At 55.0% G+C, this 17,373-nt stretch carries 14 protein-coding genes; 9 read left to right on the top strand and 5 right to left on the bottom strand.

Annotated elements, in window-relative coordinates:
• Positions 1-55: 55 nt before the first annotated feature.
• From EL361_RS02590 to EL361_RS02575, 4 genes are all read left to right on the top strand, one after another.
• The gene (locus EL361_RS02590; RefSeq protein ID WP_126376330.1) at positions 56-415 is read left to right on the top strand and encodes a hypothetical protein; all 360 of its coding nucleotides are present in this window, start codon (positions 56-58) and stop codon (positions 413-415) included.
• Positions 416-578: 163 nt separating this feature from the next.
• Positions 579-1,922 (top strand): sensor histidine kinase, encoded by a 1,344-nt coding sequence (locus EL361_RS02585; RefSeq protein ID WP_126376327.1) that lies wholly within the window; start codon positions 579-581, stop codon positions 1,920-1,922.
• Between the two features lie 103 nt (positions 1,923-2,025).
• Entirely contained in the window at positions 2,026-2,940 is a 915-nt protein-coding gene (locus EL361_RS02580; protein ID WP_172961601.1) for a zinc dependent phospholipase C family protein, read from the top strand.
• Between the two features lie 61 nt (positions 2,941-3,001).
• Complete coding sequence (locus tag EL361_RS02575; protein ID WP_126376322.1) at positions 3,002-3,538, top strand: hypothetical protein; 537 nt, start codon at positions 3,002-3,004, stop codon at positions 3,536-3,538.
• A gap of 108 nt (positions 3,539-3,646) precedes the next feature.
• Here EL361_RS02575 and EL361_RS02570 read toward each other — a convergent pair whose 3' ends face one another.
• The 3 genes from EL361_RS02570 to EL361_RS02560 form a co-directional block, all read right to left on the bottom strand.
• Positions 3,647-4,603, bottom strand: coding sequence for a PAS domain-containing protein (locus EL361_RS02570; RefSeq protein ID WP_172961600.1), 957 nt, complete (start codon positions 4,601-4,603; stop codon positions 3,647-3,649).
• Between the two features lie 133 nt (positions 4,604-4,736).
• Complete coding sequence (locus tag EL361_RS02565) at positions 4,737-5,459, bottom strand: PP2C family protein-serine/threonine phosphatase (RefSeq protein ID WP_126376317.1); 723 nt, start codon at positions 5,457-5,459, stop codon at positions 4,737-4,739.
• The gene (locus EL361_RS02560) at positions 5,452-7,155 is read right to left on the bottom strand and encodes a protein kinase domain-containing protein (protein WP_172961599.1); all 1,704 of its coding nucleotides are present in this window, start codon (positions 7,153-7,155) and stop codon (positions 5,452-5,454) included. Before EL361_RS02560 ends, EL361_RS02565 begins: the two co-directional genes overlap by 8 nt.
• 153 nt (positions 7,156-7,308) lie before the next feature.
• On the opposite strand from EL361_RS02560, the gene EL361_RS02555 reads away from it, so the two are divergent.
• Entirely contained in the window at positions 7,309-7,725 is a 417-nt protein-coding gene (locus tag EL361_RS02555; RefSeq protein WP_126376310.1) for a secondary thiamine-phosphate synthase enzyme YjbQ, read from the top strand.
• A 2-nt stretch (positions 7,726-7,727) separates the two neighbouring features.
• Here the strand turns inward: EL361_RS02555 and EL361_RS02550 are convergent, their stop codons facing one another.
• Together EL361_RS02550 and EL361_RS02545 are read right to left on the bottom strand one after the other, a co-directional pair.
• Positions 7,728-10,727 (bottom strand): ATP-binding protein, encoded by a 3,000-nt coding sequence (locus EL361_RS02550; RefSeq protein WP_126376307.1) that lies wholly within the window; start codon positions 10,725-10,727, stop codon positions 7,728-7,730.
• Positions 10,728-10,743: 16 nt separating this feature from the next.
• A complete protein-coding gene (locus EL361_RS02545; RefSeq protein WP_126376304.1) occupies positions 10,744-11,544 on the bottom strand; it encodes a substrate-binding domain-containing protein in 801 nt (266 codons plus the stop codon).
• A 289-nt stretch (positions 11,545-11,833) separates the two neighbouring features.
• On the opposite strand from EL361_RS02545, the gene EL361_RS02540 reads away from it, so the two are divergent.
• From EL361_RS02540 to EL361_RS02525, 4 genes are all read left to right on the top strand, one after another.
• Positions 11,834-13,507, top strand: coding sequence for a glycoside hydrolase family 3 protein (locus tag EL361_RS02540; RefSeq protein ID WP_126376301.1), 1,674 nt, complete (start codon positions 11,834-11,836; stop codon positions 13,505-13,507).
• A 99-nt stretch (positions 13,508-13,606) separates the two neighbouring features.
• The gene (locus EL361_RS02535) at positions 13,607-14,077 is read left to right on the top strand and encodes a chemotaxis protein CheX (RefSeq protein ID WP_126376296.1); all 471 of its coding nucleotides are present in this window, start codon (positions 13,607-13,609) and stop codon (positions 14,075-14,077) included.
• 108 nt (positions 14,078-14,185) lie between these two features.
• Positions 14,186-16,330, top strand: a complete 2,145-nt coding sequence (locus tag EL361_RS02530) for an AsmA family protein (protein WP_126376293.1) — start codon at positions 14,186-14,188, stop codon at positions 16,328-16,330.
• 81 nt (positions 16,331-16,411) lie between these two features.
• Positions 16,412-17,317: a DMT family transporter gene (locus EL361_RS02525; protein WP_126376290.1), complete on the top strand. Its 906-nt coding sequence runs from the start codon at positions 16,412-16,414 to the stop codon at positions 17,315-17,317.
• The last annotated feature ends 56 nt before the right edge of the window (positions 17,318-17,373 follow it).

The raw sequence follows: 17,373 nt of genomic DNA, 5'->3' as shown, positions 1-17,373 counted from the left end.
TCCCATTCCACCGGCCACGGAACGGGACCCAGAAAATCAAGGAGAAGGAAACACGATGTTCCGTCGCCTCCTGCTGACACTTGTCTGCGTCATGTTTCTCGCCACCACCGCTCTCCCGGCTCTGGGGCAGGAGCGAGATCACGGCGTCCGTCTGGTGGCTTTCGGCAGCGAGGAGATGGCCTTCATCCGGCTTCCCGGAGGCAAATTCGTCTGGCCTAAATCCGAAGTCCTGGGAGGCGACCGCCCACGGATCATCCTTGACTTTCCAGGGATCAACGGCTGGGACGAAGCCTATCTGCCCACTGGCGGGGGGACATCATTCGCCGCATCCGGACCTTCCTGCATGCTGATGAAAAACGCCTACGGGTTGTGCTGGATCTCGCGGGACCGCCACAGCGCTATGCCATCAGCCTGAGTTATGACACAGCATCCAATGGTTCCGAGATCACGGTATCAGCTATTCCCATCAGCCGTTGATCTTGATACGAGCCAGTATTCGGCAATCATTGCTATCGCAACAACACAAATCAATCAGATCCTGATTGTAAGAACACCCCGTATTTCTGGACCGACCAAACATGACCGACATTCTCCTCGAAATCCTTCGTTCCATATTGATGTTTCTGATCTGCATCACACTGGCAACGGCCAATAAACAGCGTGCGGAAATAACCAGACCCAATTGGAAACTGCTCATGGCTGGCATGTGGCTGGTCTTTCTGGGCACCTTATTCGATATCACGGACAATTATCCCCAGCTTAATCGATGGGTTCTAATCGGTGATACCCCGGCTCAGGCTTTCATGGAAAAAGTAGTCTGCTATCTTGGCGGACTTAGTCTCATTGCCTGGGGAGCCATCAAATGGTTGCCTCTGCTCACGGAACTCGAGCAAAATGAAGCCAATCTCGCCCAACTGGAAAAACGTTATCGCACGGTCACGACCATGACTTCGGACTTTGCCTTCACCGCCACAGTTCACCCAAACGACCTGCTCAAGCTAAGTTGGCTTGAAGGACCTTTCGAAGATATCGTGGGCTATAGCCTGGATGAAATTCCGACATCCGAGCAATGGCACCTGTTCCTGCACCCCGAGGATCTTCCCAGGGTCAAAGATCATGCCCGACATGTAATCAGAGGAAATCCCGTCGAATTCGAATGCCGAATCATCACCAAAACCGGCCAACTCCGCCATCTTCATTATGTTGCCAAGCCGGTCCGTTGTTCTTCCACCAATGATGTCATCGAGGTCGTTGGAGCAGCCTCGGACATCACCCTGCGCAAACTGGCAGAAGAAAACATGACCAAGGCTCTGGATGAAAAACATATCCTGCTCCAAGAACTGCATCACCGGGTGAAAAACAACCTTCAGGTGGTCAACAGTCTTGTGGACATTGCAGCGCGCAACGTCACCGGTAATCAAACTCGCGAAGCCTTTCGGGATATTCAAGCCAAGCTACGCAGCATGTCTCTGGTTCATTCTCAACTCTATACGAGTCGGGACATGGGCAACGTACGCTTTGACGACTACGCCAAGTCATTGTGCAACGAACTGCAAAGCATGTTCAACGCCCACGAAATCCAATTCACTTACCTCCTGGATGAAATCAAACTGCCCATTGGCACGGCCATCCCGCTGGGACTTGTTCTGAACGAAGCTGTCACCAATGCCCTGAAGCACGCCCCCTCAGGGGACATCTCCGGAGCAATCACAATCCAACTCGAACAAACTCAGGGGAATGGCCTTACCCTGCGAGTCACTGACAACGGCCCTGGATTCCCATCGGAGATCGACCCAGCCTACAATAACGAGATCGGTCTGAAGCTCATGAACAATCTGGTGACCTATCAACTCCATGGGCATCTCCAACTTTCCAATGGTCAGGGCGCTTGTGTGGAAGCCAGAGTTCCACTCTCCTTATAATCACCATATTTTTCCTCCCGGTTTCCAACGCGTTGCATGGTCATCGTTGAATACTGCGGTTTCAGGCGTTGACATAGGCCTAGGGAGGACTAGACTTTACCCCATGAAATGGACACTCGCACTGCTTGTCACAGCAGTCATGATTCTGTTGCCGGATACCGAAGCCTGGGCCTGGGGCCCAGGGGTCCACTTGGCAGCAGGGAACTTTTTCCTCGCACGCCTGGATTGCATTGCCCCCGAGATTGCCCGCCTCCTGGCGGCCAACCCCGGAGCCTTTCTGTACGGCTGCCTATCCGCCGACATTTTCATTGGTAAAGGCTGCACAGTGCGCCCGGGACACAGCCACAACTGGAGCATCGGTCAGGGCCTGCTTGCCGCTGCGGACACGAACCGCACCAAAGCCTATGCCTATGGATATCTGGCTCATCTGGCGGCCGATACGGTTGCACACAATATCTACGTGCCCAACATGATGGGGCTCATGCCCGGAGGCGGCAAGATCAGCCACGTCTATGCAGAGATGCAGGCCGATCGAATGGTTCTGTGGGATCATAGACAGGCCGTGTCACTCTTCTCACGCCCGGAGCGGGAGACTGACCAGACACTGCGCACCACAATGGCCGCGTCACGATTGCCCTTCCTGGTCAAGAAAAGGGTGATGAAAAGTCACCTGGCCCTATGCGGCACCCACGAATACACAGGATCCCTCGACCTGGCGCACCGCCTCTTCAGGCGCAAAGGTGCCCGATCCTATTTTGGAGAAATGTTCGGGCTGACCTTGGACGCCGTAGGCGATTTCCTGACCCAGCCCGAAACATCCCCGGTCCTCAGCCAGGACCCCATAGGGAGTCAGGCTCTTTGGCGGGTCAAGCAACTCCAGCGCAAACGCCGCCGGTTATCTCGAAGATTGCCACAGGCCCAGATCGGGAACCTTTTCCCCGTAATGCCGGAGTTTTCATCCCTCCCGGACATCTATAGTTCCTGCCCAATTGCAGCCAGAACACTACGCTGCAGTTGACATCTGCACCGCCAGCGGCCAAGCTGCCAACTCAGCCTTCAAGACCAAAGACGAACATCCTATGCCTGAGACGATACGCACCCCTCTTTCGCGCCTCGCCAATTCAAAGGCCGCCCGCTACTTCCGCGCTTCACCGTTGCCGCACGCCACTGCGTCTGCATCGCTTGCCATCGCAGTTGCACTCGCCATGTGGGCCTTGGATCTGCAGCCCACCGACAGTCCCTGGACCACCATTCTCGGCATAAAAGCCATTGGTTGGCTCGGGTTGGCAGGCATCGCGCTCATGGACGGGTTCTCCAGATACCGTGAATATCGACGCATCAAGCACATGCTCTCCAGTCGGGGTTGGAACCGACGCATCTTCCTGCTTGTGGCTGGTTCCCGCTGCCAGCGCGACGCCGCAATGCAAGCCGCCCACGAAACAGGGCTTGGTCAGCGTGCGCAGAACCTGTTCAGAACCATGGGCTATCGCTGGTATCATCTGCTACCGGATGCCGTATTGCGCAATCCCCTGATGTTTTTCCACCCGCGCTTCCTGCGCAACTCCTTCCTGCCGGGCAAGTCTCTGACCCAGGCCCGCCGTAATGTCTCCACCTAGCAAACCCAACGATCCCTCACCCAAGTTCTAATTCCCAACAAACGGTCCCACACGAAAAAGCCCCACATCCAATGACGCGGGGCTTTACTGACCTTCAGACCGCAAGTACTAATCAAGCAGTCGTTTCTGGCCCTCGATGGCCTGTATCGGGGCAATGTCCTGAGTCACTTCCAAAACGCCCATATACCTGCCCTCTTCATCATGCACCGGGAAATAGCGGATCATGACCTTCATTCCACCCATATCGATCCAGAATTCCGCCTTGTCACGCGTGCCGTCCTTGAATCCCTGCACAATCTCACGCACGGTGCCCACACTTTTACCAGGGTGACATTTCTCGACCTTGCGTCCGATGACGGAACGAGTACGCGGAAAAATCTTTGGTTTGTCCAGTCTATTGAAATAGGCGACGGTGTCCTTGGCATCCACAAAGGTCACTTCAAAAGGCAGAGTTTCCATAATGCCATGCAGTTGCTCAATGGACAGGCCGGCAACCAGGGACTTTCGGACCTTCTCATCCTCGATTTCGGCGACCATGGCCGCATAATTCTCCTGAGCACCTTCCCCGTAGACCTGGACATCCAACGCCAAAAAACTCTCCAGCAGCACATCTGCGTCAGCTTCACTGAGGACTTTACGCCCCATGGGATAGAGAACATCATTTTCCTTCCAGATATGCTCGGCCCTGACCTTCAGGTAATCCAATCCTTCCTGCACAAACGTCCGTCGGGCCTCTGGAGCCACCCCCTTCAATCCATCCACGGATGCCGCCATTCTGCCGAGCAACTCACGCTCGGCCTCATGCTCCATAAGCATCACTCCAAGCGGGCCGCCCTCCACCGGAATACCGCGTTCCTGCATTTTGGGGAACAAAAACTGCTCTTCCTTCACGTTATGAATCCTGTCCCCGAACTCCAGCAGAAAATCCAGGGCACGCTTGAGCTGCAAAGAATCATGCCCGGCCTGTTCCACCAACTCCAGATTCGCCTTGAGCACCGCCATGGCGCGCTCAATCAGTTCGTGCTCTGCAATCAGAAAATGATCCCAACGAATGACGTCCTGCATAACAGTCCTCCCGGTCATAAAATCTCACAACCACCGCTATCACAATGAAATGACTTCTGGCTGTATTCCCAAAAAGGCCAAAATCATCACAGACAATACACCAGATATCGAATAGAGGACAAAAGAAAATGGATCAGATGCGAGCGGAGACCATGGTGAAGTTGTCACGTGCGCCAGAAGCCAGCGCCGTTGCAGCCAGCTCCAATATTGCCAGACGCAGGGGAACCCCTCCCACAAGCGTTCGTGTCATGGTGTCGTCAGCCACTTCACGATAGAGACCATCAGTACACACCAGCAGAACATCCCCCGCATCAAGTCGCAACTCCCCCCTGTCCGGCTCCAGGTCGGGACACCCGAGACATTGCTCCAGGGAATCCCTCTCCAGGTGCATTCTGGCCATGGCGGCAGTCACGTCACCCGTTTCGATCATGGTCCTCAAGGTACTGTGATCCCGAGTCACCAAGGTCGAAGTCGCATCTCGAAGGAGATAAAACCGGCTATCGCCAGCATGGATGTACACGGCCCGAAACGGGTCGGCATACACAGCCGTCAACGTTGTCCCCATGTGCCTCAATCGAGGGTTCTCCACCCGATGCAGATAAATTGATTCATTGGCTTTCGTCATGCAACGATTCAAGGCCAACTCAGGAGCAGCCTCCGCGTCGAACTCCCGAAAACTCTGGATGGCAAACCCAGCAGCCCTGGCTCCACCGTATTGCCCGCCAATACCATCGGCCACAGCAAGCAATACACCGCGCCCAACGTGGCGCACCAGAAACCTGTCCTCGTTATTGGACCTGACCCGTCCCACACGGCTGAGCCCAAAGGCTTCCAGATTCATCCTCGAATCAGACATCCTTGATCTCGGCAGTTCTCAACTCCACCCCCATGGCCTTGGCCCGGACCGAGAGTTCCTCCATGAGTTCGTTGACGCCACCCTGTACCTCTTCGGGATAGAACAGATACAATGAGGACATCTTGCGCCGGGTGCAAAGATCCTTTCCGTTCAGCAACGGGGTCAGTAATGCCCTGGCCTGTTCCATATCGCTGAAACGCTCACTCGGGTCCCTGCGGCAACAGGTGACAATGAACTCACGCAAAGGCTCAGGTAACTCGGGTACGGACAACAAGGGATCGGGGATATCCTGATTGCGATGCAACTGCATGAGTTCCGAACGGCTGCGCTCAGGATAGGGCCGCTGCCCGATGACCATTTCGTAGGCCATGATACCGGTGGAATACATATCCGCCAGATGATCGGTGGCGCACCCACCAACCTGCTCCGGGGCGGCGTACAAGGGTGTCCCCAAAATCCCCAATCCTTCATCAGCAGGAGTGCAGGCCAGCCCAAAATCAAGAATCTTGATCCGGTCACCGTCCTGAACAAAGACATTGGCGGGCTTGATATCGCGATGCACAACCCCCTGTTCATGGGCATAAGCCAGACCGGAACAAATCTGGACTAACATCGCCGCAGCGCGTTCTGCCGGGATTCGTCCGGTCCGCTCCAACACATCCCTAAGAGAAAATCCCTGCAAGGATTCCATAATGATGAACACCGTGCGGTAGAGTTCCTCGATATCGAAGACCTGCACGATATTCTGATGACGAAGCTTCGCGATGGTATTGGCTTCCTGCCGGAAGGTTCGCAAAAAAGCATGATTCATGGCCATGTCATGACGCATCATTTTGATGGCAACCGGCATGTCCAGAGCCTGATGCACCCCACGGTAGACGATACTCCACTCGCCCTTTCCCAACTGATGTCGGATCACGTACTTGGCCACAGTCCGGTCAGCAATAATCTGCGATGATTCGAAGCGGTTGGCCACCAATTCTGTCAAGAATATCAACAGATCAGGCTGTTCCTTGGCCAATCTGTCGAAATCGGACCGAGCCAACCGCCAAGCCGTCACATCCCCTTGGGCAACAGCACTGGCTGTACGAGGTTCCCCCGTCAACACGGCCATCTCACCGACCACATCCCCGGGGTGCAACATGGCCAGACCATGCACCACGCCATCCTTGATCACTTCGACCTGGCAATCTCCATATTGGAGGACAAACAGACTATCGCCAGCCTCACCCTGACGCACGAGGGTTTCCCCGTCAGCAAACCGTTTCCTCACCAGACAGTTGAGCAACCGACACGTGGCCTTTCGAGGGACACTCCCGAGCAGACTCATCCGCATCAGAAAATCAATATCCTCCGGCGGCAGGGACAGGCGCGCATTCAACTCATCAAATCCTTTGAAAGCCATGCCCCATAGCCGCGAATCATCAGTATCTGCCTCAGCTTCCCAGACCCGGCTACAGGGTCTGGCGCGCCAATCCTGGAGCTGATTATCAAAGAACTGCAATATACACTGCTGCGGGTCAGGAACGCCGTGTTCCGCCTCAACCATCACCCCTCCCGGGCTGACATTGAGTACATCCACGAAGGTGGGGACAGTGTCGGAGATCTCATCCCCATTGCCACCGACACGTAAAACAGCCAATCCGGGTGGGTCCAATGCAACCCGATCCTGATGCCGACGTTCATCATCGCTCATATTGCCCCTCCCAACCATCAATACTGCAATCACAACAGACAGAGCCCAAACACTAGCATAGCCCATCGATGAATTGAAGACAGCGCCAAGACCTCTTGGCGAAGACTCCAAGCCCAGGTAGGATGCCCCAACCTGAAACAGCACGGAGCAACCATGAAATCATACCGCAAGGAACTTTGGTTCGAAGTTCCCACCCGCCGGGCCTTAATCAATATTACCCCGGAAGTTCAGAGCTGCCTGGATGAATCAGGAATCAGCGAAGGCTTATGTCTGATCAACGCCATGCACATTACGGCCAGTGTCTTCATCAACGACGATGAATCCGGTCTGCATCATGACTACGAGGTCTGGCTGGAAAAACTTGCTCCGCACGAACCTGTCTCCCAGTACCGACACAACGGTTATGAAGACAATGCAGATGCACATATGAAACGTCAGATAATGGGGCGGGAAGTCGTGGTCGCCATCACGGACGGACAGCTGGATTTCGGAACATGGGAGCGCATTTTCTACGGTGAATTCGATGGACGTCGAAAAAAACGGGTGCTGGTGAAAATCATCGGTGAATAACCTTATTCCATCACCTGTTGCAGCGCCAACTCCAGAGTATCCAGAGACATGGGCTTGGGCACATAACCATCAACACCGGACTCCAGAATCCGTTCCCGGTCGCCACTCATGGCATGGGCCGACATGGCAATGATCGGAATGGTACTGCGGATTCCAGCCTTGCCGGAGCGAATGAGCCGAGTCACTTCCAGGCCATCAGTTCCCGGCATCTGGATATCCAGCAACACGCAATCAAATTGGCCATCTGTCAACGCCTTGATTGCGGCCTCGCCATGATCCACACAGGTGATGCGATGGCCCATCTTGCTCAGAAAATGTTCAACCGTAAATCGATTGACGGCATCATCCTCGGCAACCAGGATTCGCATCGGCTTGGAGGACTTATCCAACCCAAAGACAACCTCATCCGCTGACGATGGTTCCTTGCCCACGGCAACGGGCAGGGTCAAGTAGACGGTTGTCCCTTCCCCTTCCGTGCTCTCCACGGAAATCTCCCCAGCCATGAGTTCCATCAGGCGCCGAACAATGCCCAGCCCCAGCCCGGTGCCCTTGTAACGGCGGGCGTGAGCCCCATCCACTTGGGTGAAGGCCTCGAAGATGTTCTCTATTTGCGACTCGGGAATCCCGATACCAGTATCTGTCACAGACAGTAAAATAGTGACCTTGGCGGAGATCGTCACTCCAGGTAAGGGACTGACATTGACCTCCACCTTACCGGACTCGGTGAACTTCACGGCATTGCCCACAAGGTTGAACAAGACCTGCCTGAACCGGCTTTCGTCTGCAACGATGTAGCGGGGCACATCTGCATGGAAAACCGCAGCCAGGAGCAGCCCCTTCTCGTCTGCCGGAACACGAAAATTATCCAGAACCTGAGAAACAGTCCGCCTCAGATCGAATGAACTCTCCACGAGCCCCTGAGCTCCTGCCTCCAGTTTCGAGAAATCGAGCACATCGTTGATGAGGGTCAACAGACTCCTGCCCGTGGACAGTGCCGTACGGATATACTCCTGCTGCTCTTCATCGAGCGACGTCATCTGCATCAACTGAAGCATCCCGAAAATGCCATTCAAGGGGGTTCGCAGTTCGTGGCTCATATTCGCCAAAAACTCACCCTTGCTCTTGTTCGCGGCCTCGGCTGCCTCCTTGGCCAGCAACACTTCACGCTCTTCCTGCTTTCGCTCGCTGATATCCTGCGAGGAAATCCGCACTCCCTTGCCATGCTCACCACTTAAGGGGACACCATTCACCAAGCAAGTCAGTTTTCCTCCACTCAAAGCCTGCATCCCTACTTCCAATGGTCCAAAGGACTCACCCTCTACAGCAGAGCGGAGGGTTTGCCTGAAACGATCCTTGTCTTCAGGGCAAGCCAAAAAATCCACCGTCAACCGTTCCCTCTGCACCCTGGCGGGCAGATTGAATATCCTCACGGCACTCTTATTGGCGTAACCGATCTCCAATCCCTCACCTACTTCCAGAATTGGTGTGGGCAGCTTATCGGCCATATTTCTGAACCGTTCAGCATCAAGACGGAGTGCTTTTTCGGACTGCTTGCGAGGGGTAATATCCTGAGCCAGACAAATAAACCCGGCCAAGCCTGATGATTCATCAGTCAGACGTGCTCCGGAGATTGACAGCCAGGTCGGATCAGTACCCGAAGGAGCGGATTTCAACTCGAGGCCATGAAAATCCTGTCGGAACCACCCTTCCCGGACGATGGTCTCCCGTCCGCATCCACTGAAGGCAGCAAGGACCTGACAGACATTACGACCATAGAGCTCCGATTCCTCAGCCCCCAGCAACCTGCACGCGGCCTTATTGACCATTTCAATCCTCAAATCCGGTCCCAAGGCAATCAGCCCGTCGCTCATTTCCGCAATCAGATTCCCCAGATACTTGTTCACCGCTACAAGATCTCTTTCATAGCCTTGGATTTTATCCAGCATGGAATTGTAGCTGGAGGCCAGCATTCCCAATTCATCCTTTGAGGCCAACTCCGCGCGGCTGGTGAAATCGCCCTTGGCCGCGGCCCCCATTGCAGAAACAAGGCTCTGGAGCTGACGATCAAAACGACCAGAAATAAAATGGCCCCAAGCCATCACCACAAGTAATGAAAACAGGGCCACAAACAAGGCATAGTTCCGAATCTCGGCAGCAGGTTTCATGAACTCTGAATGTGGAATCCAGAGCAGGAGATTCCAATTCAACTCCGGCAGAGCCTTCTTAAACAGGACAAACCGCTCGCCTTCGATATCCACCAGTGAAGCCCGGGCAACTCCTTCGGGCAGATCGAAAAGTTTACGCGATTCGCTCACATTCAGCGAGAACATGGACTCCCTAATGGTACCAGAAAGCCTGGAGGCTCCACCCAAGAGGAGGTTGGCCAATGGAAGCCCTTCGGTGGAAAGAACAGTCAGATACCCGGGCAAAGGTAGGCCCATGCTCTGCACCTCCCCCAGAAAGTCGGACATCGGCGCATTGGCACACAGGAACCCGGCAAAGCGGTCAAAATAATCGTAACTCGCCACATAATAGCAAATATCATACTGGCCGGAGCCCATTTCGTCGGAAACCGGCAGGGTGCCGACCTTGCCCTTGTCCCGCATGCCTTCCCTGAAAAAGATCCTGCTGCCGTAGTACTGAAGTTCATCAGCACTCCTTGGGACCCTGATTTCCTCGGCCCCCTGTTCATCGAGGTAGGAAACATGCTTGAACTCATCGAGATTATGGGTAAAGACCTCTACAACCAGATGCTCACGGAATGTTCTTCCATACTCCTGCACGGCATCACTATGCACGACACGCTCAAAGGCTTGGACCTTCATGCGATGGCGAAGCACCATGTTTTCTCCAACACGTTCGATCAGGCCATCGACAACCAGAGCCTGATTGCTCTCTAAATACCTGATCATCAAAGCACTGGAGAAAGTCCCAAGCGCAGCAGCCACGACCACAGCGGTCAGCACGCTTGAAAAGAAAAATTTATTCTTGAGTGACGCCACTTGAGCCAACCGTCAGCTAAGGGTGAGCCGGAAGCACACCAAGTGCTCGCAGAGTTGTGTGCCCCTCGGGGCCATAGGCATAGTCCAGATAACGACGAATCCGATCATCAACATCCGGACGCCAGACAAATCCAATCGGCAACGCCAACGGGTAATGCCCCGAAGCGATGGTCTCTGCATCGGGCCGGACCTCGCCAACAGACAGCACGTTCAAGCCGACACTCTCTGCGACGTTGAGACTGACATAACCAATTGTGCCTGGATTCATGAGAATGGATTCCACCGCATCCTCGGCAGAATAGGCAATGTACCCCGGAAGTGTCCGATGGCGCAGCGCTTTGATGGCTTTGCACAACACTATCCTGACGGCGTCACCTTCTTCCCGCTGCACCAGATAAATCTTTCCAGTTCCAGCCCCCAACTGCTTCCAGTCCGTGGTTGCTCCGCTGAACACTGAAACGATCTGTTCCGGAGTAATGGAGCGAAGAGGCACATCCGGATGTGTGGCAATCACAACCGGAATATAGGCCAGCAGTTTGAACTCCAAACCAAAACGCTTCTCTTCTTCCTTGAGTGGACGAGCCACACGACCAATATCACATTGCCCGGAGGCAGTGGCCCGTATGCCCCCGCTGCTATCAATGGTGGGTGGAACAAGTACCCGGACCTGAGGATGAAGACGCTGGTACTCACGCGCCAGGTGCTCGAAAACTTCTTGGCCATCCCCGGTTCCTGCAATGACCAAGCGTGTCTCCGCATCTCCCAACGCAGGACACATCGCAATGATTCCAACCATGAGCAAAATCACCAGCCGCATAAGGCCCCTCCTGGATGCTCCAATCTATACCTAATATTCCAACCAAAAACATCTCCTTTTATCCTATTCTAGAGCAGTCCAACTCTTTAAATATCTACAATAACAACCACAAGCCAACTCCTCATTCAAAATCATCAATATCAATCTAAACAACACAAAACAATCGAACCAACAGATACTGCACGCCATCATACAGAGAAAACAAGCAGAGCGAGACAATTCACAAGCAGCAGACTCTTTCCTCTGCTTTTTCGTTGACTTCACGGCTCATCTGCCTAGGCTCCTGTGCATGCGAAAAAGACTACCCGCCCTGATACTGACGATTCTGATCCTGGCCTGCGCGTCAACTGCCATAGCCATGGATGCCGTTGCCGATCGACTTGAGTCCATGTCTCTGGAACAGAAGATAGGACAACTGTTCACCGTCTTCTTCACGGGCAAAGACCTCGGCCCTGAGCTGAAAGCGTTCATTGACCAACGCCATATAGGAGGCGTGGTCCTCTATTCCATTTCGGGCAATGTGCGCAGCCCGCGCCAAATAGCCAAGCTCACAGTCGATGCCCAGCGCCATGCGCTGGCTACCGGGCAACCGGGGTTGTTCATTTCCATAGATCAGGAAGGCGGACCTGTAGCCCGATTACGCAAGGGATTCGCCGTCCCCCCGTCCAACATGACGGCAGGAGCTTCTGGGGATCCGGCCTTGGCAGGACTCGCGGCCCACATCACGGCGGCCCAACTCAAAGCCGTTGGGGTGAACATGAATTTCGCCCCATCGGTGGACGTCAACTCCAACCCCGCAAACCCCATCATCGGTGTACGTTCCTACAGCGGACAGACGCTGGATGTGGAGCGCTTCGGTGCGAAGGCCATCGAGACATATCTCAAGGCAGGCGTCATCCCCGTGGCCAAGCATTTTCCCGGACACGGAGACACGGGGTATGACTCCCATCTTCAACTGCCGACCATCCCCCACTCTCGCCAGCGCCTGGAAACGGTGGAACTCCCTCCGTTCAAGGCCGCCATTCGAGCCGGTGTGCCCGCCATCATGACAGCACATGTCGAAGTCCCTGCATTGGAGCCAGCCTCAGGGCGACCCGCCACGATGTCCCGACGTATCCTGACGGAGCTGTTGCGTAACGAATGGGGCTTCGAGGGCTTGATCATCACGGATTCCATGAGCATGGGGGCCATTACAGAACGTTACGGCGCTGCAGAGGCAGCCCTGAACGCCTTCAAGGCCGGGGCGGACGTATTGCTCTTTGGTGCCGACAAGGGTCACACTCCGCAAGACTTCATCCCCGCCTGGGAAAGACTTCAGAATGCGGTCCAAAGCGGCGAAATCACCATGCAACGCCTGAATGCTTCGGTCCTGCGAATCCTGAAGATCAAGGAACGCTTCGGCGTTCTCTCGCCAACATTACCCGACCCCGCCGTTGCCGGACAGTTCACGGGCACCCCTTCCCAGAAGGCTGAAGCTCTTCGCATTGCCAAAGCAGGATTGACCCTGCTCCGCAATACAGAAAGCCAGTTGCCACTGCCGACCGAAAGCAGCGTTCTGGTCCTCTGGCCCAATGCCAAGACTCCCTTTTTCAGAAATATCGACAGACCCGAGGGACTCCAATTCATGGCTCTGCCCAAGGACCCCGGTCCCGAGCACATCGCCCTGGCCCTCCAAGCTGCAACCACCTTTGACACGGTGGTTGTCCTGACTTCCCGCGCCCGCAGAAACGCCGGACAAGGGGACCTTTTGACGGCTCTGGGTAATTCCCCCCTTGCCGGACACACTGTCATGGTCAGTCTTGATACGCCTTACGACATCCTCGCGGCACCACATGTAACAGCATGGCTTGCAGCCTATTCCAGTGTTCCGGCGTCAATCATTGCCATCACCGAATCGCTGTATGGCCGGTTCATTCCAAATGGAAAAGTCCCCGTGGAAATACCGGTGCTTAGGCCCGAATAATGGGCCTTGACGCTGTTTCATGTTGATTGAGCAGAGAAGGATTGCTATCTTTATCTTCTGCCTCACTCACTGAATCTGGAACACAAGGAACCGCGCCCCATGAACGTCAAAGAAGACGCAAAAATCGTTCGCCCCTTTCTCGATGCTGTCCAGAACGTGATCTCGACCATGGCAATGATCGAGGTTACCCCCGGCAAACCCTTTGTCAAAAAGGACACGACAGCCCATGGGGACGTCACCGGTGTAATCAGCATGTCCGGTGACCGCGACGGCACCATATCCGTGACCTTTACCCGTGACTGCGCCCTGTCCGTGGTCAGCAACATGCTCGGCGAAAAGCTTACGGAAATGGACGGTGACATCCGTGATGCCGTTGGCGAACTGACCAACATGATTTCCGGTCAGGCCAGGCGCGGATTGCAACAGGACGGCTTAACCATGGAGGCAGGCATTCCCACCGTGGTCATGGGCCAAAACCATTCCATTTCCCACATGACCAAAGACCCCATCCTTGCCATCCCCTTCAGCACCCCCGGTGGCACCTTCACCGTGGAAGTCTCGCTGGAGTAGTTGACATCTCTTACGCCCTTCCTGGTTGAAAGCCCCCTGAAACGGGGGTAACATGTCTTTGCTACGGTTTGTATCTTCAGCCGAACAAAGTGATACCGAGAGGGCTTCATGAAAAAAATCGTCAAAATCTCTGCCATACTGGCAGGTGTCGCCGTGGTGCTTGTCGTGGCAACCGGGGCAGTTCTCTATTCCGTGGTAGACACGGAACGCATCAAGAGCGAATTATCTGATCTCGTCCGGAGCCAAACAGGCCGCCAATTAGTCTTCAAGGGAGACGTGGGCATCTCCGTCTTCCCCTGGCTGGGCATGGAACTTGGCCCCATTTCCCTTTCCAATGCCCCCGGGTTCGGGGACACTCCCTTTGCCGAAATCAAACGAACGAACGTCAAGGTCAGACTACTGCCTTTGCTCTCCAAGGATATCCAGGTCAAAACCCTGAATATCGAAGGGCTGAGCCTGAATCTGGAGCGCAACAAGCAAGGCATCAGCAACTGGGATGACCTGACGAATAGTTCAGCCCCAGCCAAAACCAACAGTTCCCAGACTCCTTCCTCCCCTCCATCGGACATGGATAAGGCGACGAACCTGGGACTGGCAGGCCTGGCAGTGGGAAGCGTTGAAATTTCCGATGCCAACCTGACCTGGAGCGATGCCGGAAACGGACAACGCGCCAGCCTGTCCAAAATGAACCTCACCACAGGCCCCATGGCTTTGGGCCAATCCTTCACGTTCAGTTTTTCCACCAATGCGGAAGCTGCCGAACCCCCTGTCAGTGGCAACCTAAGCGTTACCGCTGAGGCTGACCTGAGCAAGGATTTCACCACGCCATCACTGCGTGATGTCATCCTGAAACTCGCCGCAGACGGAAAACCACTTCCGGGCGAACACGTGGATGCCAGCCTCGCTGGCGACATCCTCATCGATCTGAACACGAGCTCATTGAAAGTCCTTGGCCTGCGTCTGGAAGCCATGGGCATGAAACTCAATGGAGACCTGCAGGTCGAACAGTTTGACACAGAACCCGTAGTCCGAACCACATTGAATTTTGAGGAATTCAACCCCAAGAAAATCATGCAGGCCCTGGACCTGCCAGCCGTTGAAACCACCGATCCAGCAGCCCTACAGCAGGCCTCGGGCTCCATTGAGGCCACCGCCACCACCAACTCAGTCACGGTCAAGCACCTGGACATGAAACTGGACGAGACCTCTCTTTCCGGGTCGGCCAGCGTCTTCAATTTCGACAAGCCCACGGTGCAGTTCGACCTGAAGGCCGACACCCTGAACGTGGACCGCTACCTGCCCCCTGAGCAAAAGAAAAAAACCGCGGAAAACGACAAGAAAGAGGCTCCGGACCAAACCAAGAAGCAGAAAGCAGACACAGGCAAGGCCAAGTCCAGCGGCCTCCCCAAGGAAGAGTTACGCGCCCTGGATATGGACGGCACCCTCAAGGTCGGCAGTCTTGTCATTTACAACCTGCGCCTGACCGACACCAGCGTCACCATCAAAGCCAAGGATGGTCTGATCCGCATCACTCCGTTCTCAGCAGCACTTTACGGTGGGGCCATCGACACTAATATCAGCGCAGACATGCGAAGCAATACAACAAAGACGAACCTGGATCTGGGACTCTCCAACTTCATGCTGGGTGGCTTCCTGAAAGATCTGATCGGCGAAGAAAAGGTCACCGGTGTAACCAATCTTTCGTTGACACTTTCGAGCATCGGGGAAGACTGGAAAACCCTATCCAAAACCCTGAACGGAAATGCCAAGGTGGCCTTGCACGACGGAGTCTTCAAGGGCTTCCAAATCCTGCCGGAATCCGTACTCAAGAAAGCCAAGGAAACCGACCCTCAAGGCCGCGAAGCCAAGATCAAGAAACAGCAACCATACAAGGACATCACCGCCAGTTTCTCCATCAAGAATGGTATTGTCAGTACCAGCGACACAGCCCTGGCTGCCGACGGACTGGGTGCCGTAGGCTCAGGACTTGTGGACCTGCCCAATAAGCAAATCGACTATCGCGCCACGGTGGATATCACTGCCCTGCCCAAAATCCCCGTGACCATCAGGGGAAACTGGACGGATCCCTCCATATCTCTGGACACCGTGGCTTTCCTGGAAGAAACGGCAAAGGGAATCATCAATGTGCCCGTCAATCTCGGCAAGGGTGCCGGAAACGTTGGCAAGGACCTGCTCAAGGGAATAGGCACCGGCATTCAGGATATCTTTGGCGGAAAGAAAAAGGAGCAATAACCATCACCTTTTGCGGTTGATTTTCGCACCGCTTGCGGCCACACTCTGCGGGTTGTTCTTTAACCCGCACAAGGAAACTCCATGGCCGCCCGCGGATATGTTTTCGTCCTCCTCGCAGCAATGATGTGGGGCTCGCTGGGCCCGGTTGCCCGCTATGCCTTTTCCCAAGGGATTGACCCCCTGGAAGTTGCCTTCTGGCGCTGCATCATCCCGTTCATCCCATTCTGCTTTCAGGCTCTGCGCCAGGGCAATACCCACATTGATACCGCTGACCGACCCATGGTTGCCGGGTTCGGCCTGCTGTGCATCGCTGCTTTTTACGGGTTCTACCAATTGGCCATCGAATCAGGCGGCGCGGCCCTGGCATCTGTACTGATGTATACAGCCCCGGCCTGGGTGGCACTCATGGCCTGGGGCTTTCTGGGCGAACGCATGAGCGCCGCTAAACTGGCCGCAGTAGCCGCCACCCTGGCTGGCGTAGCAGCCGTCAGCGGAGTGCTCGGCGCGGACAGTACGGTCACGATGAAAGCCCTTGTTTTCGGAATTCTATCGGGCGTAACCTACGCCATGTATTATATTTTCGGGAAACGCCTGCAGCCCAAATACAGTACGCCACAACTTTTCCTGTACAGCCTGCCGCTGGGGGCCATCGTGCTGTTTCCCTTTGTGGAGTTCCACCACAAGACACCTGAAGCCTGGCTGGCCATCGTCACAGTGGCGATGCTCTCCACCTGGGGGGCGTACACGGCGTACTTTGCAGGGCTCAAACACATCGAGGCCACGCGAGCCTCGGTGGTGGCAACCATCGAACCCCTTGTGGCAGCAGTCACGGCCTATGCCTGGTGGGGTGAGCGCTTCACGGCGTCGGGCTACATGGGCAGCCTGCTGATTCTTGGCGCCGTGGGGCTCATCGTCTGGGATGGACGCAAGGCCAATGGTGGCCCGGCACCAGCACTACCTCAGCGTTCCCGAAGAGGCGGTTCGTAATCGAATCACCCGCGTCATAAAAACACGATCACTTCCATAACATTTCAGCCCCGGCT

The sequence above is a fragment of the Desulfovibrio ferrophilus genome, assembly GCF_003966735.1.
Taxonomy (GTDB): Bacteria; Desulfobacterota; Desulfovibrionia; order Desulfovibrionales; family Desulfovibrionaceae; genus Desulfovibrio_Q; species Desulfovibrio_Q ferrophilus.
Note: the sequence above shows the minus strand (reverse complement) of the source record. Positions and strands in the feature narration are given on the sequence as shown.